Consider the following 25,702-nt stretch of genomic DNA (forward strand, 5'->3'; position numbering starts at 1 on the left):
TTACACCGCAGCACGACGCGTCCGCAACCACGCAACCACGAATTCAGATCCATACCCCACCACCAAAAACACTTCCCCACACACCAGATGTGGGGGCACTCGGAAATGAGTGAATAGAGTTACGGCGGCAAGAGCGGTAGGGAAACGCCCGGTCCCATCCCGAACCCGGAAGCTAAGCCTACCAGCGCCAATGATACTGCCCCTTCGGGCGGAAAAGTAGGACACCGCCGAACACCCTTTACAACCGGTGCCCCCCAAACAACAGTTCGGGGGGCACCGGCATTTCCATTTCAATTCGAATTGTCAGTCGAATAGCGTCGCGACCGGATCCGTTCGCTGCCTTTCCATATCGAGAAGACTCTTCTTTCGTTCAATTCCACCGCCATATCCGGTGAGGCTGCCATTCGCTCCGATGACGCGATGGCACGGCACGATGATGCCGATCGGATTGTGGCCATTGGCCAACCCGACTGCGCGAAAAGCGTTGGGCGATCCGATCTGTAAAGCGATCTCGCCATAGGAGCGAGTCTGCCCATAGGGAATGGTCAGCAGTGCTGCCCACACGCGGCGTTGAAACTCCGTTCCGACCAGGTCCATCTCGAGATCGAATTCGACCAAATCGCCGGCGAAGTACGCCTCCAATTGTGCGACGGCGTCGGGGAACGAATCGTCGTCGGGCTCCCACCCCTCGTGGCTGGGCTCGTAGGTCTGATCGTCCATGCGCAGATGCCGCAGCCGGTTCTCGCGGCCCGCTAGGGTCAGCTTCCCCACCGGGCTGTCGACGGCGCGGTATTGCAGCGTTTCCATCACTTCTCCTTCTCGGCTGGCTTCTTGTCATCGTGGGGAGGCCAGTCATTGACTTCATGATCGAGTGCCGTCCATAGGTGCTGGGTCGCATACGCCCGCCACGGTCGCCAACGAGAACTGCGCTCGGTCAGGGCGGGAACGAGGGTTGGCAGGCCCAACTGCTTGGCGGCGTACTGAACGCCTAGGTCGGTCACCGGGAAGGCGTCGGGATCGCCCAGTCCGCGCATGGCGATCACCTCGGCGGTCCACGGGCCGATGCCGGGCAATGCTAGGAGCTGATCACGGGCACGGTTCCAGTCGGATCCTGGATCGAGGACGACGTCCCCGTTTGCGAGCGCACGGACCAGCGCTGCGACGGTGCGCTGTCGAGACTTGGGGAACGCCAGATGGGCGGGATCGATCTCGGCGAGCTGCTTGACCGCGGGAAACACATGGGTGAGCCCACCGTTGGCGTCGTCGACCGGTGCGCCATACGCCTCCGCAAGACGCCGGGCGTGCGTGCGTGCCGCCTTTATCGACACCTGCTGGCCGATCACCACCCGCAGCGCGAGTTCGGTCTCGTCGACGGTCCGTGGGATGCGTTGTCCCGGTGCCTTGGCGACCAGGGCGCTCAGCTCGGGGTCGCTACTCAACACGTCGACCGTCGCCTCCGGGTCGGCGTCCAGATCGAGCAGCCGCCGGCACCGGGCGATCGCCGTAGACAGGTCGCGGAATTCGTCGAGCACCAACTCGCATCTGACGTGGTCGACCTGGGGGGTCAAGCTCGCGACACCGTTACCGCTAGGCAGGCGCAACGTGCGTCGGTAGGCGCCGTCGCGGACCTCCTCGACACCGGGCACGGCGCTGGCCGCCAGATGGCCGAACAGGCCTTCGTAGGCGAACGGCGTGCGCACCGGCAGCCGCACCGACAACACTCCCGAGCCACCGGCGTCTCGCCCGAAGCGGGTGCGGGCACGTGCCCGCAGCGCAGTAGGCGTGAGTGCGCATATCGACAGCACCGTGTCGTTGAACTGGCGAATGCTGGAGAAGCCGGCGGCGAACGCGACGTCGCCGAACGGCAGGTCCGTCGTCTCGATCAATACCCGCGCGGTCTGCGTCCGCTGCGCGCGGGCCAGGGCCAGGGGATTGGCACCGACCTCGGCTTGCAGCAGCCGTTCCAACTGCCGGGTGGTGTAGCCGACGCGGGCCGCCAATCCGGTGACACCGTCCCGGTCCACAGTGCCGTCGGCGATCAGCCGCATCGTCCGGGCCACCACGTCTCCGCGGACGTTCCACTCCGGGGATCCCGGCGACGCATCCGGACGGCACCGCTTACAGGCCCGGAAGCCCGCCCGCTGCGCGGCCGCCGCTGTCGGGTAGAACCGCATGTTCCGGGCGAGCGGGGGCCGAACCGGGCAGCTCGACCTGCAGTAGATCTTCGTGGTGAGCACCGCGGTGACGAACCAGCCATCGAACCGGGCGTCCTTGGACTGGACGGCGCGGTAACAGCGGTCGAAATCCTCGTGCATGCTTCGACCATTACACGACGGGTCTGACATCACTGGCGGAAAACCGACATCGAAGTGGAGCCATTTGTTGGAGAATCGTCGGCTCATGGCCGGATCAGTTGCTCGGGTCCCCTTCGGAATCCGAATCTGCAGCTGCGTCGGGCTCCCGCTCGCCGGCGCGGCTGCTGCGCCAGTGGCGGTATCCGTGGTGTGCGGCGACGGCGCCGACGATGGCAGTCGCACACCACACCGCGATCGCCGAGTATGCCAAAGGCGACGACAAGTCGCCTATCGACGAGCCGAGCGCGGTGTACACGAATGCGCGTGGCACCGATCCAATGAAGGCTCCGATGGCCATCTGCCACAACGGAACTCCGAACGCACCGAAGGCGTAGGAGGCGAGCGCATCGGAGATGCCGGGGATGAAGCGCTGGCCGACCACCGCCCACAATCCCCTCCGCTCGATCTGGGCATCGATGCGGTCCGCACGTCGACCTCCGAGGAGCGCACGTGCACTGTCCCGGCCCGCTCGCCGTCCGACGAGGCTGGTGACGGTTGCGGTGCCAACCGTCGCGCCGAGCGTCACGAATGTGCCGAGCACGGGCCCGAAGAGCACACCGCTGCCCGCAGCGAGGATCGGTCCAGGGACGAATACCGCGCCGAGCAACGCGGACACCACGACATAGGTCAGCGGGGCAGCGGGACCCGTCGCCGCGACCGCACGCCGGACCTCCTCGACGTCGACGACCCGCGTGACGGCGACCACATAGAACAGCCCGAGCAAGAACGCGGCGAACAGGGCGAGGCGCACGATGTGGCGCCGTCGGGACGTCGCGGAGGAACCGTCAGTCGTGATCATGCTGAACGTGATCCTGCCGGACCACGCGAATCTCGTCGCATCCAGCACCGTGTGCTGACTCAGCAACCCAGCGCACATTCGGCACGCGGGTAACCTCGTCGATAGTTCCGCCGCACAGAAAACCGAGGCGCTCCGCGATGTCTGACTCGCCATCCGTTCAGGTGAAGCCCGGCGAGCACCACCGTTCGCGGCGCTCGTGGCGTCGCCTGCTTCCCGTGTTCGCGATCGTGCTGATCCTGCTCGGTGTGCCGTGGTGGACGCTGCTTTCGGCCGGTACGCGGTGGCCGGCTGCGGTGGTGGTCGTCGGCACGCTGGTGTTCGCGGCCGTGTTCGCTGGGCTGCCCGCGGCGATGATGTGGGGCCACGGCCGCAGGCACCTGGACTCGGCGGCCGTGACCGGTGACGCGCTGCTCGGCGGGGTGTGGGTGCTGTTCGTCTGGTCGGTGTTGGCCCAACTGCTACGGCTGGCGTTGTTCGCACTCGGCGTGGACGATCCGACGAGATCGCGCGTCGTGGCAGGCGCGGTCGTCGCCGTCGTCGCGGCGCTGCTCGTGTGGGGATACACCGAAGCAATGCGACTTCCACGTACGAAACAGGTCGACGTACCGATCGCCAGGCTCGGAAGCGCACTGGACGGCCTGCGCGTGGCGATCATCACCGACACCCACTTCGGGCCGATCGACCGCGCCGGCTGGTCGGCGGCGGTGACGGACCGCGTCAACGAGCTCGACGCCGACATCGTGTGCCATGTCGGCGATCTCGCGGACGGCACGGTGGAGGTTCGCGAGGAGCAGGTGAAGCCGCTCGCCGCGGCGCGGGGCAAGCTCGCCCGCGTGTACGTCACCGGCAACCACGAATACTTCAGCGAGGCGCAGGGCTGGCTCGACTACATGGAGACCATCGGCTGGGACTCCCTGCACAACCGGCACATCGTCGTCGAGCGTGGGGGTGACGAGCTGATCGTCGCTGGAGTGGACGACGCGACGGCCCAGGCGTCGGGTGTCGACGGGCACGGCGCGAATCTGGATGCGGCCCTTGCGGGTTCCGACCCGGCGCTGCCGGTGCTGCTTCTCGCACATCAGCCCAAGCAGGTCACCTCGGCGGCGAACGCGGGCGTGGACCTGCAGATCTCCGGGCACACCCACGGTGGGCAGATCTGGCCGTTCAACTTCCTCGTCAGACTCGATCAGCCGGTGGTCCACGGACTGAGCTCGCACGGCGCGCGCACACAGCTCTACACCAGCCGCGGCACGGGTTTCTGGGGCCCGCCCTTCCGAGTGTTCGCCCCGAGCGAGATCACCGTGCTGACGCTTCGTCGTGGGTGAAAGCCACTAGGCGGGTGGAGCGGCCGGTTTCGTCGTGGCTGCGGCAGCGGACGCCGCGGCGGCACGGCCTTGTGGGCTCGCCAGCGAGTTGCCTGGCGATTTCGCCGAAGCCACCTGCGCGTCGCAGTTCAGGGCCAGCAGCGTCTGGTTGGTAGCCGATGCGCCAGTGTTCTCTGGTGGCGGCACGGATTGGTCTTGCTGGCGGGCGACGATGCAATCGGGCCATGCGGTCTGATCGCCGACCGTGTTCGAGACCACGACCGTGAATCCGGCGCCAGAAAGTGCCGCTCGGGCGTCGGAATACTTCTGTCCAACGACACTCGGCGATGAAGCGGCCTGAGCCACGCCAGTTCCGGCCGCCGCGGCTGCCACGATTGCTGAGGTGAAGCCGACGGTGATCAATACCTGATTCAGGGCCACGTTTGCTCGGTGCGCGGCGGGCCGCTGGACACGCCCTGCCTGATGGGGCGGCGCTGCAAGTGATTTCATCATTCCATGGTCGCGCGCTGGCTGTGACGGCACCATGAATCCTGCTGTGATTTCCTGTGGTATTCGCTGGGGAGCAGTTGAACGTCACCGGCCCGTTCGCAGCTCCATCGACGCACTTTTGCCTGAAATATGTTGGAGGTCAGTCGATTACGATCCGACACGCGGGTGATTGATGCTGATAGTCGGCTTCGCGTATGCGTAGACAGCGTCGGAATTGATTGACGGTCGGCGCACGCGTAGGTAGGACGGAAGTGGAGGCCACGGTGGTGTGTCCGCTGCCGATGAGGAGGACTCAGATGACGGTCATGCGCATCAAGGAAGTCGCGGGATTGGTTGGTGGCAGTGCCATCTTGGTCGCGATCGCAATAGGTTTCATGCATCCCAGTCAGCCGGTGACCCATCTCGCCGGAGGTTCGGGCGATTCGTCGACCGGTGGGACGTATTCATCTCCGGTGGTCCCGGCGATGACGATCGATCCGACGAACCTCAAGATGGGAGCTACGGTCACCGCGGCGAAACCGGCAGAGACCGTGGCGACGTCGTTCGCCGCCCCGACCTTCAAGGCAACGGCGGCGCCTGGATGTGTGAACAACGGCCAGTGCCCGTGAGCGTCCGCGGCTAGGTGGGTGGAGCGCCCGTCGGCGCAGTGCTCGACGAGCCATCGGGCCGTGCACCGATCAGGAGCGCCAGCATGACCAGCCCGATGCCGACAAGCTCTGCGAGCGTGGGAGTCTGTCCTAGAACGGTCGCGCCGATGATGGCCGCAGTAGCAGGCAGTAGCGCGAGCAGCAACGCGAACTTGGCTCGACCGACTACCGTCAGTACGAGCTGATCGAGTACATACGGCACCGCGGTGGACAGCAGACCGACGGCCACACCGAGTAGCCATGTCCGCGAATCGAGGAATACCGAAGAGTCGACGAATGCCTGCGGGATCAAGATGAATGGCGCCAATACCGCAGCGCCGATGGCCATCCCGAGCGCCAGCGAATCGAGCCCATCACCCTTGTCGGCGACCCGCTTGCCGAGCAGGATGTATCCCGCCCATAGGGCCGCGGCTGCCAGGGCGAAGCCGAATCCCGCCCAGTCGACGTCGAATTCGAACCCGGCGAGCAGCACCACTCCCGCGCAGACTAGCGCGGCGGCCACCAGGTCCGTGGCTCGCCGGGAACTGAGGGCCGCGACCGCGATTGGCCCGAGGAACTCGATGGCCACGGCAGTGCCAAGGGGAATCCGAGCAATGGCCTCGTAGAACGCGATGTTCATCGCGATCGTCACGAGGCCGAACTGAACCGCCACGAAGATGTCGTGCCGGGTCAGCCCACTCCGCCAGGGCCGCCGCCAGAGCAACAACGCCGTACCGGCAGCGGCAGCACGCAACCACGCCACCGTCGACGGTTCGGTCGTCTGAAACAGGAACACGCCGATGGCGGCACCGACGTACTGCGAGACCGCGCCGACCACGAAGAACAGCGGCACCGACCAGCCGGGTATGGGTGTCGTCGACTGCACGATCTACCGGCTGCCAAATTCGCCGCGAAGATAGGCGCTGCGGCACGCGAGGCGAGCCAGTTTGCCGCTCGTCGTGCGGGGCAGCGCGCCGGCCGGCACCAAGCGGACGTCGGCGACGGAGAGCCCGTGTTGGTCGGAGACTGCCGCTCGGATGGCGTCGATCGCGGCCGCCGGGTCTGCCCGGCGGGTACCCGAGGCGCGTTCCGCCACGATCACGACGCCCTCGTCGGTGGAGAATGCCGCGGCGTACCCCTGCCGCACCATCGGTGAGGCCGCGGACGCCGTCGCCTCGATGTCTTGCGGGTAGTGCTGACGGTCGCCGATGACCACCAGATCGGCGAGGCGGCCGGTCACGTACAACCCACCGTCCAGGTATACGCCGAGGTCTCCGGTCCGCAGCCACGTTGCGTCGATCGGCGCGCCGTCGGCGTGGCTGCCCGCGCCCCGTGGCGACCGAAGCGTGGCGCCGAACGTCAGCCGGGAATCCTCGGGACGTCCCCAATAACGCGGGGCAACGTTGTTGCCGTGCAACCAGATCTCGCCGACCCGCGCGTCGGGCAGTTCGCCGTGGGAGTCGGGGTCGACGATGACGGCCCACTGACTGCGAGCAATCTGCCCGCAGGACACCTGGGCCACTGCGCTTGCGGCGTCCGCCCCGACGCGCACGGCGCGACCGACGGCCAGTTGGTCGCGATCGAGATGGACGACCGTGGCGCGAGCGGCCGGCGCGATGGTCGAGACGAACAGAGTCGCCTCAGCGATGCCGTACGAGGGTTTGATCGCCGAGGGGGATAGCCCGTAGGGCGCGAACGCGGCATTGAAGGTCGCGATCGCATCCATGCTCACGGGTTCGGAGCCGATGATCATCACCACATTGCTGAGGTCGAGATCCTCACCGGCGGTGGGCAAGCCGCGCTGCGCGGTGTATTCGTAGGCGAAGTTGGGTGCGGCGGTGACCACGCGTCCACGCCGCGACCCAGCCGCAAGCGCGTGGATCCAGCGTTGGGGCCTGCGAATGAACGCCGTGGGTGACAGCAGGGTCGAGTGTCCTCCGTACACCGCGGGGAAGCCGATCATCGACAGTCCCATGTCGTGGTACAGCGGCAGCCAGCTGACACCGTGGGTGTTTCGGTCCAGCAGGTCGATCGACAGGATCATCTGAATCAGGTTGGTGCCGACCGCCCGGTGCGTGATCTCTATGCCGACCGGTGGCCGCGTCGAGCCCGAGGTGTACTGCAGGTGGGAGACGTCGTCGACGTCGATGTCGACGGGAACGAACGCGTCCTCCGCGGCGTCGGGTATCTCGTCGATGATCACGACGTGCGGACTGCGGGCGAACTCGAGCTTCGACAGCGACGCGCACACCGCATCGGCCGCCGCGGTGGTGGTGACGACGCTGGAGGGCCGGGCGTCGCGCAGCGCCGTTTCGAGACGTTCGGCGTGGCCCTGGAGCTCTGGTGCGAACAACGGCACGGCGATCATGCCCGCCTTGATCGCCGCAAAGAACCCGGCGATGTAGTCGAGACCTTGCGGGGCAAGGATCGCCACCCGGTCACCCCGAGAGGAGACCTGCTGCAGACGAGCGCCGATGGCCCGCATTCGACGACCGAGCTGGGTCCAAGTCAGTTCGACGGCCCGGACGTCCGACGAGCCGGTGTAGTCCAGATAGCGATAGGCCACCTCGTCACCCACGTTCGCGATGTTGCGGTCGATGAGTGATATCAGGTTGACCCCGGGCGGCAACACCACGTCACCCCTGGAATCCAGGCATTCCTCGATCTGCAACAGACCGTCGTGCTCCACCAATCCGTGCCCCGTACCGCGATCCATGACACCAGCTTAATTACCGTGACGGACGGTATCACTAACTTTTTGGATCGGGTCGTGTGATTCATCTCGCGCCCGGCCGGCCGGCCGGGTCCGATGACCAGGAACCGAAGAACCCGCAGCAAACCTGGCAAACGCTGCTATAACCAAATTCTCCCCGTCGCTTCGCTCGCCCCGGCGTTCGGGTCTTTGCCCGTCCCGGAAGGTGCGCCTCAATGTCGATGCCACGCGATGAATCCTGCACTCCACGGCCCGTGGCGCGGCATCGCCGACGGCAAGCCCCGTCCTCCGCCAGGTTCATCGGCCGGGTCGGAGGGTTGGCGGTGGCACTGGGGATCGGGGCCGCTGTTGCGAACAGCCCCGGGATTGCGGCCGCCGAAACCACTGGGTCCGATTCGTCGTCGGATGCCGGTCCTTCGGATGCGTCCGCCGGCTCCGGCGCGACGAACGGCTCGCCCTCGACGTCTCCGCCATCGGCATCGCACGCAGAGACCAAGGACGTAGGGACGAAGGACGTAGGGACAAAGGACCCAGAGGCCAAGGACGCCGACACCACTTCAGCGGAGTCGAAGGCTGACAAGCCACACCCGCCGACGTCGGTGACGGCCCAAACCAACCGCGGCACGACGGCATCCAGCGATACGAGCGCGGCCAGCGCTCCCGTCGCGGCGGTGAAATCACAACCCGCGCAGGCGGATCCGCCCGTACGAGCTCTGGTTGCGGCGGTCGACTCCGCGTCGACCGCCGTTACGGAGACACCCACCGCCCCGGCGACACCACCGCAATCACCGGCCCCGTTGGCGATGCTGGCGGTGGCGCGCCGCGAGACCGATAACGCCTCGGCGCCGGCCGCCTCGATCGCCGCGGTCAGTCCGCTGGGCACCGCGCAGCAGCTCGTGGCCGAGCAGATTGCCGCCCAGACCGTCGACAGCCTGCCCGTCCAGCTGGCGAAGTTGGTGCTGCGGTTCGGCTTCCTCAACGCGGCGCAGCAGCAATTCAACCTGGTGGATGGTCCGGATCAGGAGAACCTCGCCCAATTGAGCAGGGCCGTCGACGAATACGCGATGGGTGCGGCATTTCAGCAACAGCTGCTGAACTCGATGGATCCCACGGTCGTCATGCAGGTCGCGCCGCCACACGGCTGGTACGAGCAGGACGTCGACGGCTCCCGCATCCTCTACGACAACCCGGACACCATCTACCGCTTCATGGGCGTCAACAGGACGTCGACGTACGTGATCACCGGCCGCTTCGCGAACCTCACCGACGGCGTGCGGGAGAACACGAACTTCAGCCTGCTGGCCGGACTGCAGGGCACCACCGCGCAGAACATCAGCGGACGAGACTTGGTGGTCAACCCGGACGGCACGTTCACCATCACCGTGAGTGCGGCGCCAGGAGCGCCGGGGGAGAATCACATCCAGCTGACATCGGACTCCACCCTGATCGCGACGCGAAACACGCTGTCGGACTTGGCAAACCAGGAACCGATGTCTCTGTCGATCCAGCGTGTCAGCGGGCCACCCAACAGCTTGTTCAGTCAGTTCGGCGGGTTCGCGCTCCCGGTGATCGGCACGCTGGTCGCCAATAGTCCGCTGTTGACGACGCTGGTGTCGTTGGTTCCGCCGCTGGCCGACCCGCCGCCGCTGCTGCGGGGCGTGGTGGCCGCAGGCATCATGCTGCTCGGAATTCAGCGCGAGGCGCAGTACATCGCGGTGGCCACCACCGATCCCACGACCGGCGCGCGCATCCAGCCCAACGTGCTGAAGAACCCCACCCGCAACGCGGAATTCCTCGCCACGCAACTGCAGAGCGCCGGGTACTTCCAGCTGGCCGACGACCAGGCGCTGGTGCTCACCATCGATCCGGGCGACGCGACCTACTTCGTGGTTCCTGTGACCAACGACTGGACCATCACCGACGACTACTGGGATCAGCAGACCAGCCTGAACAACGTGCAGGCCACCGCGATTGACGGGGTGTACACGATCGTCATCTCGCCGACCGATCCTGGCGTGGCGAACTGGGTCTCCACCGGGGGATTGAACCAGGGCACCATCTCGATCCGGTTCCAGGACCTTCCCCTCGACCCAACGCATCTGCCGACCGTCCAGTCGCAGGTCGTGCCGCTCAGCCAACTCGCCAGCGTGCTGCCCGCGAACACGATTTACGTCACTCCCGCGGAGCGCGCCGCCCAACTCGCCGCGCGCAAGGCGGGCTTCGACAACCGATTCGCGCCGTACCCGCAGTGACGGTCGGTCGACCGCCGTTGACACCTCGATAGGATCGGCTGCGTGGCAGCACTGGTGCAGCAGTACCTGAACCGGATTCGCGCCGAGCACGCCCAGGTATCCGACGGTGCCTTGGCGTGCTACATCCCCGAACTGACGCGGGTCGACCCGAACGGGTTCGGCCTATCGCTGTCGTCTGGCGACGGGTACGTCTACGAATCCGGAGATGCCGCAGTCGAATTCACCATCCAGTCGATCTCCAAGCCGTTCACCTACGCACTGGCGCTCGACCGGATCGGGCAGGACGCGGTGGACGCCAGGATCGGCGTGGAACCCTCCGGTGAGGCGTTCAACGAGATCAGCGTCGACAAGACGACGAAGACGCCGAAGAACCCGATGATCAACGCGGGCGCGATCGCCGCGGTGTCGCTGATCCCCGCGAGCACGCCGGATGAACGATTCGCGCTGATCCAGGACTTCTACTCGGCGTTCGCGGGCCGGCGCCTGGAACTCGACGCCGACGTGTACGCGTCGGAGAAGGCCTTCGGCAGCCGCAACCGTGCCATCGCGTACATGTTGCAGAGCTTCGGCGTGCTCGACGACGATCCCGACGACGTGCTCGACGTGTACTTCCGGCAGTGCTCGTTCAACGCGACGGCCACCGACCTGGCGCGGATGGCGGCCACGCTCGCGCGCGGCGGCGTCAACCCCATGACGGGCCGTCGGGTCACCGACGCCGCTGTGGTGAGGCGCACGCTGTCGGTGATGGTGACGTGCGGCATGTACGACGCCGCGGGTGACTGGGTGAGCGCCGTCGGCATGCCTGCCAAGAGCGGGGTCGGCGGCGGCATCGTCGCGGTTCTGCCCGGCCAGCTCGGGATCGGCGTCTACTCACCGCTGCTGGACGCCAAGGGCAACAGTGTGCGGGGAGTTCGGGTGTGCCGCAGCATGTCCGAGCAACTTGGGTTGCACTTCCTGAACGTATCGCGGGACTCCCGCGCGTCGCTGCGTGCCGTGTACGAGCCGTGCGACAACGTGCGCGTCTACGAGACGCACGGCGACCTGTTGTTCTGCGGCGCGGAGCAGGTGGTGCGCACGATGGACCGCGAGCGCAAGGACTTCGACGTCGCCATCCTCGACGTGTCGAGGGTCGACGAGATCGACGACGCGGCCCGCGCGCTGCTGGCGGGGATGGCCGCCGCATTGCGCACCCAGGGCAAGGACGGTTACCTCGTCGACCCGGACGGCATCGTCTTCCGCACCGAACCGGAGCTCGAAGCGGTCCGCTACCGCACCGTCGACGATGCGGTCGCGGCCGCGCGCGCTTCCGTCCACGGTGGCCTCTCCGGCTGATCGGATGTCAGACCGGCGTGGCCAGCCGGGTCGGCTCGTCGTGACCGCGCAGCGTCACCGTCTCGCCCAAAGTCCAATGCGCACTTTCGGTCTCGCTGGCTCGCAGCACCGTCTCCGACGAGGCGACCAGATGACCGTCGACCGTCTTGGACAGCTCGCACAGGCGGGCGGCCTCGTTGACGGGCTCACCGATCACGGTGTACTCGAAGCGTTCCTTGGCGCCGACGTTGCCCGCCACCGCCTCTCCAGACGCGATGCCGATGCCCGCATCACATGCGGGGGCTTCGTCGCGGATCCGCCTGGCGATCGCGCGGCCCGCCGCGAGCGCTTCGCCCTCGGGGTCCTCGAGGTGATTCGGTGCACCGAACACTGCCAGCGCGGCATCGCCCTCGAACTTGTTGACGAACCCGTGGTGGCGGTCGACCTCGTCGACGATGACCGCGAAGAAGCGATTCAGCAGGTCGACCACCTCGGTCGCGGGCCGACCGGTGACCAGCTGTGTGGATCCGATGATGTCGACGAAGATCACCGCCACATGGCGTTCCTCGCCGCCCAGCCGGGGGCGCTGCAACTCCGCGGCGGCCGCCACCTCGCGCCCGACGTGGCGGCCGAACAGATCGCGCACCCGTTCGCGCTGTTTCAAGCCATCCACCATCGAGTTGAAGCCCCGTTGCAGCTCGCCGAGTTCGGTGCCGTCGAACACGACCACGTTGCAGTCCAGGTCGCCCTGCTCGACGCGTTTGAGGGCGGCGCGAACCACCCGTACCGGGGTCGCCGTAAGCCAGGACAGCAGCCACATCAAGATGAACCCGAAGACGAGCGCCAGCACCGCGATGATCATCACCGCGACGGCGAATTGGGTCTCGGTCAGGTTCTGCAGCGAAAGTGCGAACACCCCGGTGACGACGATGCCGACCATCGGAACCCCGGAGCCGAGCAACCACACCGTCATGGTGCGGCCCATGATCCCTGCGCTGAGCCGACGAGGCGGGGGGCCGGCTTCGAGCGCCTGGGCGGCGACCGGGCGCAGCGCGAACTCGGTCGTGAGGTAGCAGGCCGTCGCCACGATGACACCCGCGAATCCGATGGCGAACAGGAATCGCGGGATGAAGATGGTGTTGACCATCCCGTAGAGGATCGTCGACAGCACAGATCCGATGCCCCATAGAACGAGGTGCGCCTTCGCGACCCGCCAAGGCGCCCGGAAGGTGTTGAGCTGGTTCTCTCGGGTGGGTGAGCGTTCCTCGATCGACCACCTCAGCGCGTTGACCGTCCGCCCGGTGATCCAGAAGATGCCGAGCACCAACGCCAGAAGGACGTAGGCCGGTAGCGCTGCGAACGTGATCCACCACGGAGCGTCGGTGAAGATGCTCGGGACGGGAAATGCGACGGTCACGAGCAGCAACGCCGAGCCGATCCCGAGCATGTTCCAAAACAGGATGAGCACGGTCATGATCACCTGAATGCGGATCCGCCTGCGCCGCTGGCTCTCCGAGGACTTGCCGAGGAGCCAGGACCCGTACTCCGGCGTCTCGGGCAGGCGTCCGCTCTGCCGAGTGACCTTCTCCAGAACCCCGCCCAGCCGTTGCGCGACACTCTTGTTGGCGGTCATCGTGGCCCCAGCTTAATTTGCCGGTCCCTGCACCTAAGGTTGTTCGCGTGCGTCTCGTGATCGCCCAGTGCACCGTTGACTATGTCGGGCGGCTCACCGCCCACCTCCCTTCGGCCCGGAGGCTGCTTCTGTTCAAGTCCGACGGCTCGGTCAGCGTGCATGCCGACGACCGCGCCTACAAGCCGTTGAACTGGATGAGCCCGCCGTGCTGGGTTACCGAGGAGGACGGTGAGGGCGCGCTGGTCTGGGTGGTGGAGAACAAGGCGGGGGAGCAACTGCGCATCACCGTGGAAGACGTCGAGCACGACTCCACTCACGAGTTGGGCGTGGATCCCGGTCTGGTCAAGGACGGGGTCGAGGCGCACCTGCAGAAATTGCTGGCCGAGCACGTCGAACTGCTGGGCGTCGGCTACACGCTGGTCCGTCGTGAGTACATGACCGCGATCGGCCCGGTTGACCTGATGTGCCGCGACGAGTTGGGGCAGTCGGTGGCCGTCGAGATCAAGCGCCGCGGCGAGATCGACGGCGTCGAGCAACTCACCCGCTACCTCGACCTGCTCAACCGGGACACCGTGCTGGCGCCGGTGAGTGGGGTGTTCGCCGCGCAGCAGATCAAGCCGCAAGCACGGACGCTTGCGGTCGATCGCGGAATTCGTTGTGTGACATTGGATTACGACGTCATGCGCGGCATGGACAGTAGCGAATTCCGACTGTTCTGACGGCCTAGAATGGTGGCATGGCCAGTCGCCGCGTCCCGCCCCGCAGGCAACGCTCGCTAACGCCGCTCCCTGCGCAGCGCCGCGTCGAGGAGGGGCCCGATGGGTACGACTACGAGGTCAAGCCCGTCGCGGCGGCGCGGGCGACCAAGGCCTACCGCTGTCCGGGGTGTGACCACGAGATCAGGCCGAGCACGGCTCACGTGGTGGTGTGGAGGGCCGAGATTGGGGAGGCCGCGCTCGAGGACCGCAGGCACTGGCAAACGCCATGCTGGGCCAAGCGGACCGACCGCAGTCCGACGAGGAAGTGGTCCTGAGCTGAGAACTCAGTGCTCTGCTAGTGCTCGTCTGTGGCTGGCTCGACCAGCTCGACGAGCACGCCACCCGCATCCTTGGGGTGGATGAAGTTGATCCGGGAGTTTGCCGTGCCCCGACGAGGTGCGTCGTACAGCAACCGCACGCCCTGATCGCGAAGCCGCTGCGACAGCGCGTCGAGATCGCTAACCCGGTAAGCGAGCTGCTGAATCCCTGGACCGCGCTTGTCGATGAACTTGGCGATGGTCGAGGTTTCGTCGAGCGCAGCCATCAGCTGAACCTGAGCGCTGCCCTTGGGTGCGCCGCGGACGGCCAGCATGGCCTCGCGGATGCCCTGGTCCTCGTTGACCTCTTCGTGCAGAACTATCATGCCGAGGAAGTCGTGATACCACTTGATCGCGACATCGAGGTCGGGGACTGCGATGCCGACGTGATCGACACCGGTCACCAGTGCACTGGCAAGCACTGGACGTGCATCAACCTGCTCGGCCGTCATAACGTAACGGTAACCTTTACTAGAACGTTTTCGGAATGTGTGATGGGCCACACCGGCCCGCCGAGAAGCCTTTGGAGGCAATAAATGACGACGTCGGTGATAGTTGCCGGAGCCCGTACCCCCGTCGGCAAGCTGATGGGTTCGCTGAAGGACTTCTCCGGCAGTGATCTGGGTGCCATCGCGATCGCGGGGGCACTGGAGAAGGCCTTCCCGAATGTTGAGTCTCCGGCTTCCCTTATCGAGTACGTGATCATGGGCCAGGTGCTGACCGCGGGCGCGGGGCAGATGCCCGCCCGCCAGGCCGCGGTGTCCGCAGGCATCGGCTGGGACGTGCCCGCGCTGACCATCAACAAGATGTGCCTGTCCGGCATCGACGCCATCGCGCTGGCCGATCAGCTGATCCGCGCGGGTGAGTTCGACGTGGTGGTCGCGGGTGGCCAGGAGTCGATGACCAAGGCCCCGCACCTGCTGATGGACAGCCGGTCGGGTTACAACTACGGCGACGTCACGGTGCTCGACCACATGGCCTACGACGGCCTGTTCGACGTCTTCACCGATCAGCCGATGGGGGCGCTCACCGAGCAGCGCAACGACGTCGACCAGTTCACCAGGCTCGAGCAGGACGAGTTCGCTGCGCTGTCGCACCAGCGGGCCGCCGCGGCGTGGAAGGACGGCGTCTACACCGATGAGGTTGTGCCGGTGAAGATCCCGCAGCGCAAGGGTGACCCGATCGAGTTCACCGAGGACGAGGGCATTCGCGCCAACACCACGGCTGAGTCACTGGGCGGGCTCAAGCGGGCCTTCCGCAAGGACGGCACCATCACGGCAGGCTCGGCGTCGCAGATCTCCGATGGTGCGTGCGCTGTCGTGGTGATGAACAAGGCCAAGGCCGAAGAGCTGGGACTTAGCTGGCTCGTCGAGATCGGTGCGCACGGCGTGGTCGCGGGCCCGGATTCGACGCTGCAGAGCCAGCCGGCGAACGCCATCAAGAAGGCGATCGCCAAGGAGGGCATCTCGATCGATCAGCTCGACGTCGTCGAGATCAACGAGGCGTTCTCGGCCGTCGCTCTGGCGTCGACCAAGGAGCTGGGCCTCGACCCGGCGAAGGTGAACGTCGATGGCGGTGCCATCGCGATCGGCCATCCGATCGGCATGTCGGGCGCGCGAATCACCCTGCATGCGGCCCTTGAGCTGGCACGCCTGGGCGAGCGAAGCGACGGGAAGAAGGAAGGGCCTCGCTACGCGGTCGCGGCGCTCTGCGGCGCAGGTGGCCAGGGTGACGCGCTGATTCTTCGCCGGCCGTAACGACAACTACCACCCAAAACTCCGTCTAAAACGACGCAGCGTAGTAGCTGACGCTCGCTTCGGGCACAATGGCGCCATGACAAGCACTTTTTCTGGTCGAAACGTCGCCGGGTGGTTCCGGCTCGTCGCGCTGGCCGAAGCAGTCACTTGGGTCGGGCTGCTGGTCGGGATGTACTTCAAGTACCTGGGCAGCCCGCGCACGGAGATCGGCGTGAAGGTGTTCGGCATGGCCCACGGGCTGGTCTTCATCGCTTTCGTGGTCGTCGCACTCTTGGTCGGAATGGCGTACAAGTGGACGGTCTCGACGTGGTTCCTGGCTTTGCTGGCGAGCATCGTGCCGCTGGCCAGTGTGATCTTCCTCATATGGGTGGATCGCACCGGTCGCGTGGGTGCCGGAACGGTGGCCGCACCGGCAACATCGGCGTCCGGCACGACGTGACAGACTTGAGGGCGTGACGCGTCCACGACCTTCCATGGGCGCCGGCTTGGCCGGCGCGGTCGACCTGTCGGCTCTCAAACAACCCCCGCCCAGCGCCGGCGCTGAACCGGCAGGCGGTGCGCCCGGCGGCGTGGAGATTACCGAAGCGAACATCGAAGCCGAGGTAATCGTCCGGTCCAGCCAGGTTCCGGTCGTGGTGTTGCTGTGGTCGCCGCGTAGCGAGGCCAGTGCCCAACTAGGGCAGCTCCTTTCCGGACTGGCGGACGCGGACGGCGGCAAGTGGGCGCTCGCAACGGTCAACGTCGACGCCGTCCCGCGGGTCGGGCAGATGTTCGGCGTGCAGGCCGTCCCGACCGTGATCGCCCTCGCAGGTGGTCAGCCGCTGTCGAGCTTCCAGGGGGCACAGCCCCCCGAGCAGTTGCGGCGCTGGATCGACTCGCTGCTCGATGCGACCGCGGGCAAGCTCGAAGCCGGGGCAGAGGACGCCGAGGAGGTCGATCCCGAACTCGTGCAGGCGCGTGACCATCTCGACGGCGGCGACTTCGACGCCGCGCTCGCGGCGTATCAGGCGATCCTCGACGCCAAGCCCAACCATGCCGAGGCCAAGGGCGCGGTCCGCCAGATCGCCTTCCTGCAGCGCGCGACCGCGCAGCGCCCCGACGCGTTGGCGGCTGCCGATGCCGCACCCGATGACATCGACGCAGCCCTCGCCGCGGCGGACGTGGAGATCTTGCAGCAGGACGTCATTGCGGCTTTCGAGCGGTTGATCGCCTTGGTGAAGCGCACCGCGGGCGACGAGCGCACGGCCGTGCGGACGCGGCTGATCGAGTTGTTCGACCTGTTCGATCCCGCCGATCCTCAGGTCATCGCGGGCCGCAGGAACCTCGCCAACGCGCTGTACTAGGCGGGCTCGAACCAGAGCGCGGCCATCGGGGGCAGCACCATCACGGCGGATGCCGGCCTGCCGTGCCACGGCTCGTCTCGGGCCTCGACGGCACCGTAATTGCCAACGCCCGCACCGTTGTAGACCGTCGCATCGGTGTTGAGCACCTCGCGCCACGTGCCGGTGTGTGGCAGGCCGAGCTGGTAGCGGGTGTGCTCGCTGCCGGAGAAGTTGAAGACGCAGGCCAGCACCGAGCCGTCGTCGCCGTACCGCAGGAAGCTCAGCACGTTGTTGGCCGAGTCGTTGGCGTCGATCCAGGAGTAGCCGTCGGGGCTGCTATCGCGCGACCACAGCGCCCGCCGGCTGCGGTAGACGCCGTTCATGTCGGACACCATCCGCTGAATTCCGGTCGAGAAGCTCTCCTCGCCGAGCTGGAACCAGTCAAGGCCCCGCTCCTCGGACCACTCGGCACGCTGGCCGAACTCCTGGCCCATGAACAGCAGCTGCTTACCGGGGTGGGCCCACTGATATGCCAGCAGCCCGCGCAGCCCCGCCGCCTTGACGTGGTCATTGCCCGGCATCCGGCCCCACAGCGTGCCCTTGCCGTGCACCACCTCGTCGTGGCTGATCGGCAGCACGAAGTTCTCGCTGAATGCGTAGAGCATCGAGAACGTGACCTCGTGGTGGTGATAGCTGCGGTGGATCGGGTCGCGGCTGATGAACGCCAGCGTGTCGTTCATCCAGCCCATGTTCCACTTCATCGAGAAGCCAAGTCCGCCAAGGTTCGTCGGACGGGTCACGCCGGGCCACGATGTGGATTCCTCGGCGATGGTGACGATGCCGGGTGCGATCTTGTGCACGGTGGCGTTCATCTCCTGCAGGAACTGGACCGCCTCCAGGTTCTCCCGCCCGCCGTAGATGTTGGGCGTCCAACCGCCCGCCGGGCGCGAGTAGTCGAGGTACAGCATCGATGCGACGGCGTCCACGCGCAGGCCGTCGATGTGGTACTCCTGCAGCCAGTACAGCGCGTTGGCCACCAGGAAGTTGCGCACCTCTGGCCGGCCGAAGTCGAAAACGTAGGTGCCCCAGTCGAGTTGCTCACCCCGTGTGGGGTCGGAGTGCTCGTAGAGGGGCGTGCCGTCGAACCGGCCGAGCGCCCAGGAGTCCTTCGGGAAGTGGGCGGGCACCCAGTCGACGATCACGCCGATGCCGGCCTGATGCAGCCGGTCGACGAGGTAGCGGAAATCGTCGGGAGATCCCAATCGCGACGTCGGCGCGTAGTACGACGTGACCTGGTAGCCCCACGACGGGCCGAACGGGTGCTCGGCGACGGGCAGTAGTTCGACGTGGGTGAACCCTTGCGACACCACGTATTCGGTGAGCTCGCCAGCCAGCTGGCGATAGTTCAGGCCGGGGCGCCACGACATCAGGTGCACCTCGTAGGTGCTCATCGGCTCGAACACCGGGTTCCTCAGCGCGCGGCCGCCCATCCAGTCGCCGTCGGCCCAGGCGTAATCGCTGGACGTCACCCGCGACGCCGTCTGCGGTGGCACCTCGGTGGCGAACGCCATCGGGTCGGCGCGGGTGACGACGGATCCGTCGATGCCGTGCACCCGGAACTTGTACAGACCGTCGACGGGGAAGCCTGGCCAGAACAGCTCCCAAACCCCCGTGGAGCCCAGCACCCGCAGCGGCGCCTCGTCGCCCTCCCAGTGGTTGAACTCGCCGACCAAACTGACGCCCTTGGCATTCGGCGCCCACACGGCGAACGACACCCCATCCACGACGCCGTCGGGGGTGGTGAAGCTGCGCGGGTGCGCGCCGAGGATCTCCCACAGCCGCTCGTGGCGGCCCTCGGCGAACAGATGCAGGTCCACCTCGCCGAGCGTGGGCAGGAAGCGGTACGGGTCCGCCGCGGTATGTACGACGGGGGAGTCGCCGCCGGGATAGCTGACTTCGATCCGGTAGTCGATCAAGCCGGTGAACGGCACCGCGACGGCGAACAGTCCCTTTTCGACGTGGGCGAACGGAAAGCGCTCGTCGCCGATCAACGCGACGACCTCGCTGGCCCACGGCCGCAGGGCCCGGATCACCGTGTGGTCGCCGTATTCGTGTGCGCCCAGGATCGAGTGCGGGTCGTGGTGCTCCCCGGACAGCAGACGGCCGAGGTCGCCGTTGTCCGGTCGAAGGTGGTCGCTGGCGATGTCGTTGGCGCGGGTCATGTGTTCATTCCCTCCGCAGCAGGTTGAGCCGCTTCTCGCTCGGAATTTGCGGCATGTTCAGGATGTGGGCGACGGACTTTGCGGGGTCGATTCGTACGTAATTCGCCTGGCCCCACTGGTATTCGTCACCGGTGACCTCGTCGCGCACCCAGAACCGGTCGTAGGCCTCCATCCCGAGGGCGCCCATGTCGAGCCAGATGGTGGCCTCCTCCGGGCCAAATGCGTTGAGCGTCACCACCACCAGGACACAGTCGCCGGTGACCGGGTCGAACTTGCTGTAGGCCAGCAGCGCGTCATTGTCGATGGGGTGGAACTTGATGGTGCGAAGTTGGCTCAACGCGGGATGGAGGTGGCGAATCTCGTTGAGCCGCTGCAAGAACGGCTCCAACGAGTCACCGTTGGCCAGGGCGGCCTCGAAGTCGCGGGGACGCAACTGATACTTCTCCGAGTCCAAGTACTCCTCGCTGCCCGCGCGGACGGATTGGTGCTCGAACAGTTCGTAGCCGGAGTAGACGCCCCAGGTCGGGCTCATGGTCGACGCCATCGCCGCGCGGATCGCGAACATCCCCGGGCCGCCGTGCTGCAGGCTCTCGTGCAGGATGTCCGGCGTGTTCACCCACAGGCTCTGTCGTGAGTAGTCCGCGTGCTCGGCGATGGATTCGCCGAACTCCTGCAACTCCCACTTCGCCGTACGCCAGGTGAAGTACGTGTACGACTGCGTGAAGCCGAGTTTGGCCAACCCGAACAGTCGCGCAGGGCGGGTGAACGCCTCTGCCAGGAACAGGACGTCGGGATCGTCGTTCTTGGCCTCGCCGATGAGCCATGCCCAGAAGTTGGGCGGTTTCGTGTGCGGGTTGTCGACCCGGAACACCTTGACCCCGTGCGATATCCAGAACCGGACGACGCGCAGCACCTCGGCGTAGATGCCCGCCGGATCGTTGTCGAAGTTGACCGGATAGATGTCCTGATACTTCTTCGGCGGGTTCTCGGCGTAGGCGATGGTGCCGTCGGGCAGCACCGTGAACCACTCCGGATGGGCCTTCGCCCACGGATGGTCAGGAGCGCACTGCAGCGCGAAGTCGAGCGCGACTTCGAGACCCTGGTCGCGCGCCGCGGCCACGAAGTCGTCGAAGTCCTCGATGGTGCCGAGCTTCGGGTGTACGGCGTCGTGACCGCCCTTGTCACTGCCGATCGCCCACGGCGACCCGACGTCCTTCGGGGCCGCAGTCACGCTGTTGTTGCGCCCCTTGCGGTGCACCTTGCCGATCGGGTGGATCGGCGGCAGGTAGACGATGTCGAAGCCCATCTTCGCGATCCGGGACAGCGCCTTGCTGGCGGTGGCGAACGTCCCGTGAACGGGATTGCCCTTGCCGTCCCACCCGCCGGTGGAGCGGGGGAACATCTCGTACCAGGCGCTGAAACGGGCCAGCGGGCGGTCGACCCAGACGCCGTACTGCTCACCGCGGGTGACGAGTTCGCGCAACGGGTACTTGCGCAGCAGCTCGGTGACCTCGGGTGCGAGCGCGGCACCTGCGCGGGCGAACGGGTCGCCAGGTTCGCGCAGTCTGGCCGCCGCCTCGATCAGCGGATAGCGGTCCTGGCGCGGCACGCCCGTCGAGGCGCGCTCGAGTAGTTGCGCACCGAGAATCAGATCGTTGGACAGTTCCGACTCGCCTTGGCCCGCTTCGAGCTTGGCCGTGACGTTCTTCCGCCACGTCGCGAGCGGGTTGCCCCAGCCGTCCACCCGGAACGTCCACAATCCGACGGCGTCGGGGGTGAATTGGCCGTGGAAGACGTCGGGGGTGCGACCGGGTGACATCGCCAACAGTTGTGGCTTGACCTTCGGAGTCGCCCCAACGACCTCCTCGATCGGGACCGCCGTCACCTGTGGGGCAGGGACGCCGGCGGGCGTCTTTGCCAGCCGCGGATACGCGGTGCCGTGGTACCTGACGACGAGCGTCGCCGCGACGGCGTCGTGGCCCTCGCGCCACACCGTCGCCTTGACCGGAACCACTTCGCCGGTCACGGCCTTGGCCGGGAAACGGCCGCCCGAAACCACTGGTGCGACGTCGTCGATCTCGATACGACCGGCCACCACCCAACTCCTTACGCTGGCGCGGCCACACCGCCGCGCGCTTGTCGTCCGATTAGTTTCAAAGCCTCGTCGCGTCCTATACCCACCGTAGTGTCCGGCTCAACCCCATGGGCCCCGATGCAGTGATCACAGTGACCCCCGCACATCTGCTCTTCGCGCAAGCGCTCATCGCCGCACATCTGCTCTTCGCCCCACGCTCGCCTGCACACCCTGGATTTTTCAGTAAGGTGGAGCCACGTGAAAGCCCTCCGCCGGTTCACCGTCCGCACTCATCTGCCCGAGCGTCTCGCTGCGCTGGAGAGACTGTCGATAAACCTGCGGTGGTCGTGGGATACGCCCACCCAACACTTGTTCGCCACGGTGGATCAGGAACTGTGGGACCAGGTTGGCGACCCGGTGGCGCTGCTCGGCGCAGTCAGCCCCAAGCGTCTTGACGAGCTGGCGGTCGACGAATCCTTCCTGGCCCGGCTGGACCATCTAGCCGGCGAGTTGGACAACTACCTGACCCGACCGATGTGGTATCAGGAGCGGGTCGCCGCAGGCGTCGAGCTGCCCAACGGCATCGCCTACTTCTCCATGGAGTTCGGCGTCGCCGAGGTGTTGCCGAACTACTCCGGTGGCCTCGGCATCCTTGCAGGTGACCACCTGAAGTCGGCGTCGGACCTGGGGTTGCCGCTCATCGCCGTTGGGTTGTACTACCGGTCGGGTTACTTTCGCCAATCGCTGACCGCCGAGGGCTGGCAACACGAGAACTACCCGTCACTCGACCCGCAGGGTCTGCCGCTGCGGCTGCTCACCGACGCCGCGGGCGAGCCGGTTCTGGTCTCACTGGCGATGCCGGACTCGGCCCAGCTCAACGCGCGGGTGTGGGTTGCCCAAGTCGGTCGAATTCCGTTGCTGCTGCTGGACTCCGACATCCCGGAGACCGAGCACGATTTGCGCGGCGTCACCGACCGGCTCTACGGCGGCGACCAGGAGCACCGGATCAAGCAGGAGATCCTCGCAGGCATCGGGGGGGTGCGGGCGATCCGCGCGTTCACCGCCGTCGAAGAGTTGCCGGAGCCGCAGGTCTTCCACATGAACGAGGGCCACGCCGGTTTCCTCGGCGTCGAGCGCATCCGCGAACTCGTCACCGACGGTGGTCTCGACTTCGACACCGCGCTGGCGGTGGTGCGGTCGAGCACGGTGTTCACCACCCACACGCCCGTGCCCGCAGGCATCGACCGATTCCCGGTGGAGATGGTCGAGCACTACTTCGGCAGCTCTGGGGCGAATTCCCGGTTGCTTCCCGGCGTGCCGCTGGATCGCATCGTCGCGTTCGGCGCCGAGGACGATCCGTCCAAGTTCAACATGGCGTACATGGGCCTGCGGTTGGCGCAGCGCGCGAACGGGGTGTCGCTGCTGCACGGCCGGGTCAGTCGAGGGATGTTCAACGAACTGTGGCCAGGTTTCGACACCGCCGAGGTGCCGATCGGCTCGATCACCAACGGCGTGCACGCACCGACGTGGGCTGCGCCGCAATGGCTGGAGCTCGGTCGCGAACTGCTCGGCAGCGACGACCTCGGTTCGCTGAGCGAGCCCGAAACCTGGGAGCGGCTTCAGCAGGTCGATCCCGGTCACCTGTGGTGGATCCGCTCGCAGCTGCGCGAGCTGCTCGTCGACGACGTGCGGGCCAGGCTGCGCCGGTCGTGGCTGGAGCGCGGCGCGTCGGATGCCGAGTTGGGCTGGATTGCAACGGCATTCGACCCGAACGTACTCACCATCGGATTCGCAAGGCGCGTCCCGACGTACAAGCGGCTGACCCTGATGCTGCGCGACCCCGACCGGCTGGAGAAGCTGCTGCTCGACGAGAAGCGTCCCCTTCAGCTCATCGTGGCGGGCAAGTCGCACCCCGCCGACGATGGCGGCAAGGCGCTGATCCAGCAGGTCGTGAAGTTCGCCGACCGGCCCGAGGTGCGCCACCGCATCGCGTTCCTGCCCGACTACGACATGTCGATGGCCCGGCTCCTCTATTGGGGTTGTGACGTCTGGCTGAACAACCCGCTGCGCCCGCTGGAGGCGTGCGGCACGTCGGGCATGAAGAGCGCGCTCAACGGCGGGCTGAACCTGTCGATTCGCGACGGCTGGTGGGACGAGTGGTACGACGGCGAGAACGGCTGGGAGATCCCGACCGCCGACGGGGTGATCGACGAGACCCGCCGCGACGACCTGGAAGCCGCCGCGTTGTACGACCTGCTGGAGAACTCGGTGACCACGACGTTCTACGACCGCAACGAGCAGGGCATCCCGGCCCGCTGGGTCGAGATGGTGAGGCACACGCTGCAGGTGCTCGGACCCAAGGTGCTGGCGTCGCGGATGGTGCGCGATTACACCGAGAAGTACTACGCGCCTGCCGCCCAGTCGCTGCACAGGACCATCGAAGCGAAAGACGGCGTGCCGTTCGGCGCGGCCAGGCAGCTCGCCGCCTACCGTCAGCGGGCGGAGGACGCCTGGCCGAAGATCCAGATCACCGACGTGGACAGCTATGGGCTGCCGGATACGCCGCTGCTCGGCTCGGAACTCACTCTGACCGCGACGGTGCAGTTGGCCGGGCTGCGCCCCGACGAGGTGGTGGTGGAGGCCGTCGTCGGACGGGTGGACGCCGGGGACGTGCTGGTGGAACCGGAGACCGTGTCGATGGCGCACACCGGGACGGCCGACGGAGGCAACGAGGTGTTCACGACGACGACGCCACTGCCGGTCGCCGGGCCGGTGGGCTACACGGTCCGGGTCCTGCCGCACCACCCGTTGCTGGCCGCCGACACCGAACTGGGCCTCGTCACCCTGGCGTGAGCGGCATTCTGGAGGTCCCCATTCCGGGTGGGCCATACGCGCTGGCCGCTGGTTCCGACGGTGCGATGTGGGTGACGCTGGTGCATAGCGGCGAGATCGCCCGCGTGACCGACGGCGGTGCGCTAGAGGTGTATCTGGTTGCGCCGGAAAGCAAGCCGTCCATCATCGTGGCCGGCGCCGACGGCGCGCTGTGGTTCACCCGCAGCGGCGACGACCGCATCGGCCGGATTACCACCGGCGGTGAGTTGAGCGCATTCGAATTGACAAGCGGCAGTGCGCCGTTCGGTCTCGCAGCGGGCCCGGATGGGGCGTTGTGGTTCACTGCGATGTCCTCGGGCGTGGTGGGTCGGATCAGCCTCGACGGCGAGATCACCGACGTCGCCGCTCCTGGCGGCATGCCGTCGATGATCACCGCGGGACCCGATGGCGCCCTGTGGTTCACGCTCAACGCGGCCAACGCAATTGGGCGATTGGTGCCGTCGGGCGACCTGACGATTCGGGCGGTGCCGACGCCCGCTGCCGGACCCGTCGGCATCGCCGCGACGCACGACGACGCGGTGTGGTTCGCCGCGATCCGCGCCGACAAGCTCGGCCGCATCCCGACGGACGACGCGATCCAGGAACTCGACCTACCCGGCAAGCCGCACGCGGTTGTCGCCGATCCGATGGGTGGGGTCTGGGTGAGCCTGTGGGGTTCCGACCAGGTAGTCAAGGTGAGCGCCGACGGTGAGGTCGTCGTCTCGATCGACCTGCCGTCGGGCAGCGAGCCGCACGGCATGGCCATCGGGCGCGACGGTGCGCTGTGGGTGGCGCTCGAGGCCGGTTACGTGTGGCGGCTCCCCACCAACTGACCCACCCCCCTTGCGATTTCGGCGCGATTCCGGACGCTGACCGTCC

21 protein-coding genes and 1 rRNA gene are annotated in these 25,702 nt (G+C 66.7%); 12 read left to right on the plus strand and 10 right to left on the minus strand.

Translation table 11 applies throughout. From position 1 onward, the window contains the following. The first annotated feature begins 120 nt into the window (after nucleotides 1-120). A 5S ribosomal RNA gene (rrf, locus tag HNP02_RS37865) occupies nucleotides 121-233 on the plus strand. Nucleotides 234-303: 70 nt separating this feature from the next. Here the strand turns inward: rrf and HNP02_RS37870 are convergent. The 3 genes from HNP02_RS37870 to HNP02_RS37880 form a co-directional block, all read right to left on the minus strand. Then, nucleotides 304-807 (minus strand): methylated-DNA--[protein]-cysteine S-methyltransferase, encoded by a 504-nt coding sequence (locus tag HNP02_RS37870; RefSeq protein ID WP_184445802.1) that lies wholly within the window; start codon nucleotides 805-807, stop codon nucleotides 304-306. Further along, complete coding sequence (locus tag HNP02_RS37875; RefSeq protein WP_184445803.1) at nucleotides 807-2,315, minus strand: DNA-3-methyladenine glycosylase 2 family protein; 1,509 nt, start codon at nucleotides 2,313-2,315, stop codon at nucleotides 807-809. The genes HNP02_RS37870 and HNP02_RS37875 overlap by 1 nt, the downstream gene beginning before the upstream one ends. A 94-nt stretch (nucleotides 2,316-2,409) precedes the next feature. Continuing rightward, nucleotides 2,410-3,153: a TVP38/TMEM64 family protein gene (locus HNP02_RS37880; protein ID WP_184445804.1), complete on the minus strand. Its 744-nt coding sequence runs from the start codon at nucleotides 3,151-3,153 to the stop codon at nucleotides 2,410-2,412. A gap of 137 nt (nucleotides 3,154-3,290) precedes the next feature. Here HNP02_RS37880 and HNP02_RS37885 point away from each other — a divergent pair, with 137 nt between their 5' ends. Continuing rightward, nucleotides 3,291-4,478, plus strand: coding sequence for a metallophosphoesterase (locus tag HNP02_RS37885; RefSeq protein ID WP_184445805.1), 1,188 nt, complete (start codon nucleotides 3,291-3,293; stop codon nucleotides 4,476-4,478). Between the two features lie 6 nt (nucleotides 4,479-4,484). Here HNP02_RS37885 and HNP02_RS37890 read toward each other — a convergent pair whose 3' ends face one another. Continuing rightward, nucleotides 4,485-4,967, minus strand: coding sequence for a PASTA domain-containing protein (locus HNP02_RS37890; RefSeq protein WP_255507440.1), 483 nt, complete (start codon nucleotides 4,965-4,967; stop codon nucleotides 4,485-4,487). 296 nt (nucleotides 4,968-5,263) lie between these two features. On the opposite strand from HNP02_RS37890, the gene HNP02_RS37895 reads away from it, so the two are divergent. Then, the gene (locus HNP02_RS37895; protein WP_184445806.1) at nucleotides 5,264-5,575 is read left to right on the plus strand and encodes a hypothetical protein; all 312 of its coding nucleotides are present in this window, start codon (nucleotides 5,264-5,266) and stop codon (nucleotides 5,573-5,575) included. A gap of 10 nt (nucleotides 5,576-5,585) precedes the next feature. On the opposite strand, the gene HNP02_RS37900 is transcribed toward HNP02_RS37895, so the two are convergent. Next, nucleotides 5,586-6,479 carry a DMT family transporter gene (locus tag HNP02_RS37900; RefSeq protein ID WP_375373759.1) on the minus strand — a complete coding sequence of 298 codons (894 nt, stop codon included), beginning with the start codon at nucleotides 6,477-6,479 and terminating at the stop codon, nucleotides 5,586-5,588. 3 nt (nucleotides 6,480-6,482) lie between these two features. After that, a complete protein-coding gene (locus HNP02_RS37905) occupies nucleotides 6,483-8,309 on the minus strand; it encodes a fatty acyl-AMP ligase (protein ID WP_184445807.1) in 1,827 nt (608 codons plus the stop codon). 212 nt (nucleotides 8,310-8,521) lie between these two features. On the opposite strand from HNP02_RS37905, the gene HNP02_RS37910 reads away from it, so the two are divergent. Then, entirely contained in the window at nucleotides 8,522-10,558 is a 2,037-nt protein-coding gene (locus HNP02_RS37910; RefSeq protein ID WP_309241842.1) for a hypothetical protein, read from the plus strand. A 42-nt stretch (nucleotides 10,559-10,600) separates the two neighbouring features. Continuing rightward, nucleotides 10,601-11,890 carry a glutaminase A gene (gene glsA / locus HNP02_RS37915; RefSeq protein WP_184445808.1) on the plus strand — a complete coding sequence of 430 codons (1,290 nt, stop codon included), beginning with the start codon at nucleotides 10,601-10,603 and terminating at the stop codon, nucleotides 11,888-11,890. A gap of 7 nt (nucleotides 11,891-11,897) precedes the next feature. On the opposite strand, the gene HNP02_RS37920 is transcribed toward glsA, so the two are convergent. After that, nucleotides 11,898-13,502, minus strand: a complete 1,605-nt coding sequence (locus HNP02_RS37920) for an adenylate/guanylate cyclase domain-containing protein (RefSeq protein WP_184445809.1) — start codon at nucleotides 13,500-13,502, stop codon at nucleotides 11,898-11,900. A 47-nt stretch (nucleotides 13,503-13,549) separates the two neighbouring features. On the opposite strand from HNP02_RS37920, the gene nucS reads away from it, so the two are divergent. Together nucS and HNP02_RS37930 are read left to right on the plus strand one after the other, a co-directional pair. Then, entirely contained in the window at nucleotides 13,550-14,221 is a 672-nt protein-coding gene (nucS, locus tag HNP02_RS37925) for an endonuclease NucS (RefSeq protein WP_184445810.1), read from the plus strand. Between the two features lie 17 nt (nucleotides 14,222-14,238). Then, the gene (locus HNP02_RS37930) at nucleotides 14,239-14,535 is read left to right on the plus strand and encodes a hypothetical protein (RefSeq protein ID WP_184445811.1); all 297 of its coding nucleotides are present in this window, start codon (nucleotides 14,239-14,241) and stop codon (nucleotides 14,533-14,535) included. A gap of 20 nt (nucleotides 14,536-14,555) precedes the next feature. Here HNP02_RS37930 and mce read toward each other — a convergent pair whose 3' ends face one another. Further along, entirely contained in the window at nucleotides 14,556-15,029 is a 474-nt protein-coding gene (gene mce, locus HNP02_RS37935) for a methylmalonyl-CoA epimerase (protein ID WP_184445812.1), read from the minus strand. An 84-nt stretch (nucleotides 15,030-15,113) separates the two neighbouring features. Here mce and HNP02_RS37940 point away from each other — a divergent pair, with 84 nt between their 5' ends. The 3 genes from HNP02_RS37940 to HNP02_RS37950 all read left to right on the plus strand — a co-directional run bounded on the left by HNP02_RS37940 (nucleotide 15,114) and on the right by HNP02_RS37950 (nucleotide 17,677). Then, nucleotides 15,114-16,334 carry an acetyl-CoA C-acetyltransferase gene (locus HNP02_RS37940; RefSeq protein WP_184445813.1) on the plus strand — a complete coding sequence of 407 codons (1,221 nt, stop codon included), beginning with the start codon at nucleotides 15,114-15,116 and terminating at the stop codon, nucleotides 16,332-16,334. Nucleotides 16,335-16,410: 76 nt separating this feature from the next. Next, complete coding sequence (locus HNP02_RS37945) at nucleotides 16,411-16,773, plus strand: DUF3817 domain-containing protein (RefSeq protein WP_184445814.1); 363 nt, start codon at nucleotides 16,411-16,413, stop codon at nucleotides 16,771-16,773. A 13-nt stretch (nucleotides 16,774-16,786) separates the two neighbouring features. Next, nucleotides 16,787-17,677 carry a tetratricopeptide repeat protein gene (locus tag HNP02_RS37950; protein ID WP_184445815.1) on the plus strand — a complete coding sequence of 297 codons (891 nt, stop codon included), beginning with the start codon at nucleotides 16,787-16,789 and terminating at the stop codon, nucleotides 17,675-17,677. Here HNP02_RS37950 and glgB read toward each other — a convergent pair. Next, entirely contained in the window at nucleotides 17,674-19,878 is a 2,205-nt protein-coding gene (gene glgB / locus HNP02_RS37955) for a 1,4-alpha-glucan branching protein GlgB (protein ID WP_184445816.1), read from the minus strand. The genes HNP02_RS37950 and glgB overlap by 4 nt on opposite strands. A gap of 4 nt (nucleotides 19,879-19,882) precedes the next feature. Then, the gene (locus HNP02_RS37960; protein WP_184445817.1) at nucleotides 19,883-21,973 is read right to left on the minus strand and encodes an alpha-1,4-glucan--maltose-1-phosphate maltosyltransferase; all 2,091 of its coding nucleotides are present in this window, start codon (nucleotides 21,971-21,973) and stop codon (nucleotides 19,883-19,885) included. Between the two features lie 237 nt (nucleotides 21,974-22,210). Here HNP02_RS37960 and glgP point away from each other — a divergent pair, with 237 nt between their 5' ends. Both glgP and HNP02_RS37970 read left to right on the plus strand, forming a co-directional pair. Further along, nucleotides 22,211-24,805, plus strand: a complete 2,595-nt coding sequence (gene glgP / locus HNP02_RS37965; protein ID WP_184445818.1) for an alpha-glucan family phosphorylase — start codon at nucleotides 22,211-22,213, stop codon at nucleotides 24,803-24,805. A gap of 65 nt (nucleotides 24,806-24,870) precedes the next feature. Beyond that, the gene (locus tag HNP02_RS37970) at nucleotides 24,871-25,656 is read left to right on the plus strand and encodes a virginiamycin B lyase (RefSeq protein WP_255507447.1); all 786 of its coding nucleotides are present in this window, start codon (nucleotides 24,871-24,873) and stop codon (nucleotides 25,654-25,656) included. The last annotated feature ends 46 nt before the right edge of the window (nucleotides 25,657-25,702 follow it).

Origin of the sequence: Mycobacterium sp. AZCC_0083 (assembly GCF_014202335.1) — a bacterium.
GTDB lineage: Bacteria > Actinomycetota > Actinomycetes > Mycobacteriales > Mycobacteriaceae > Mycobacterium.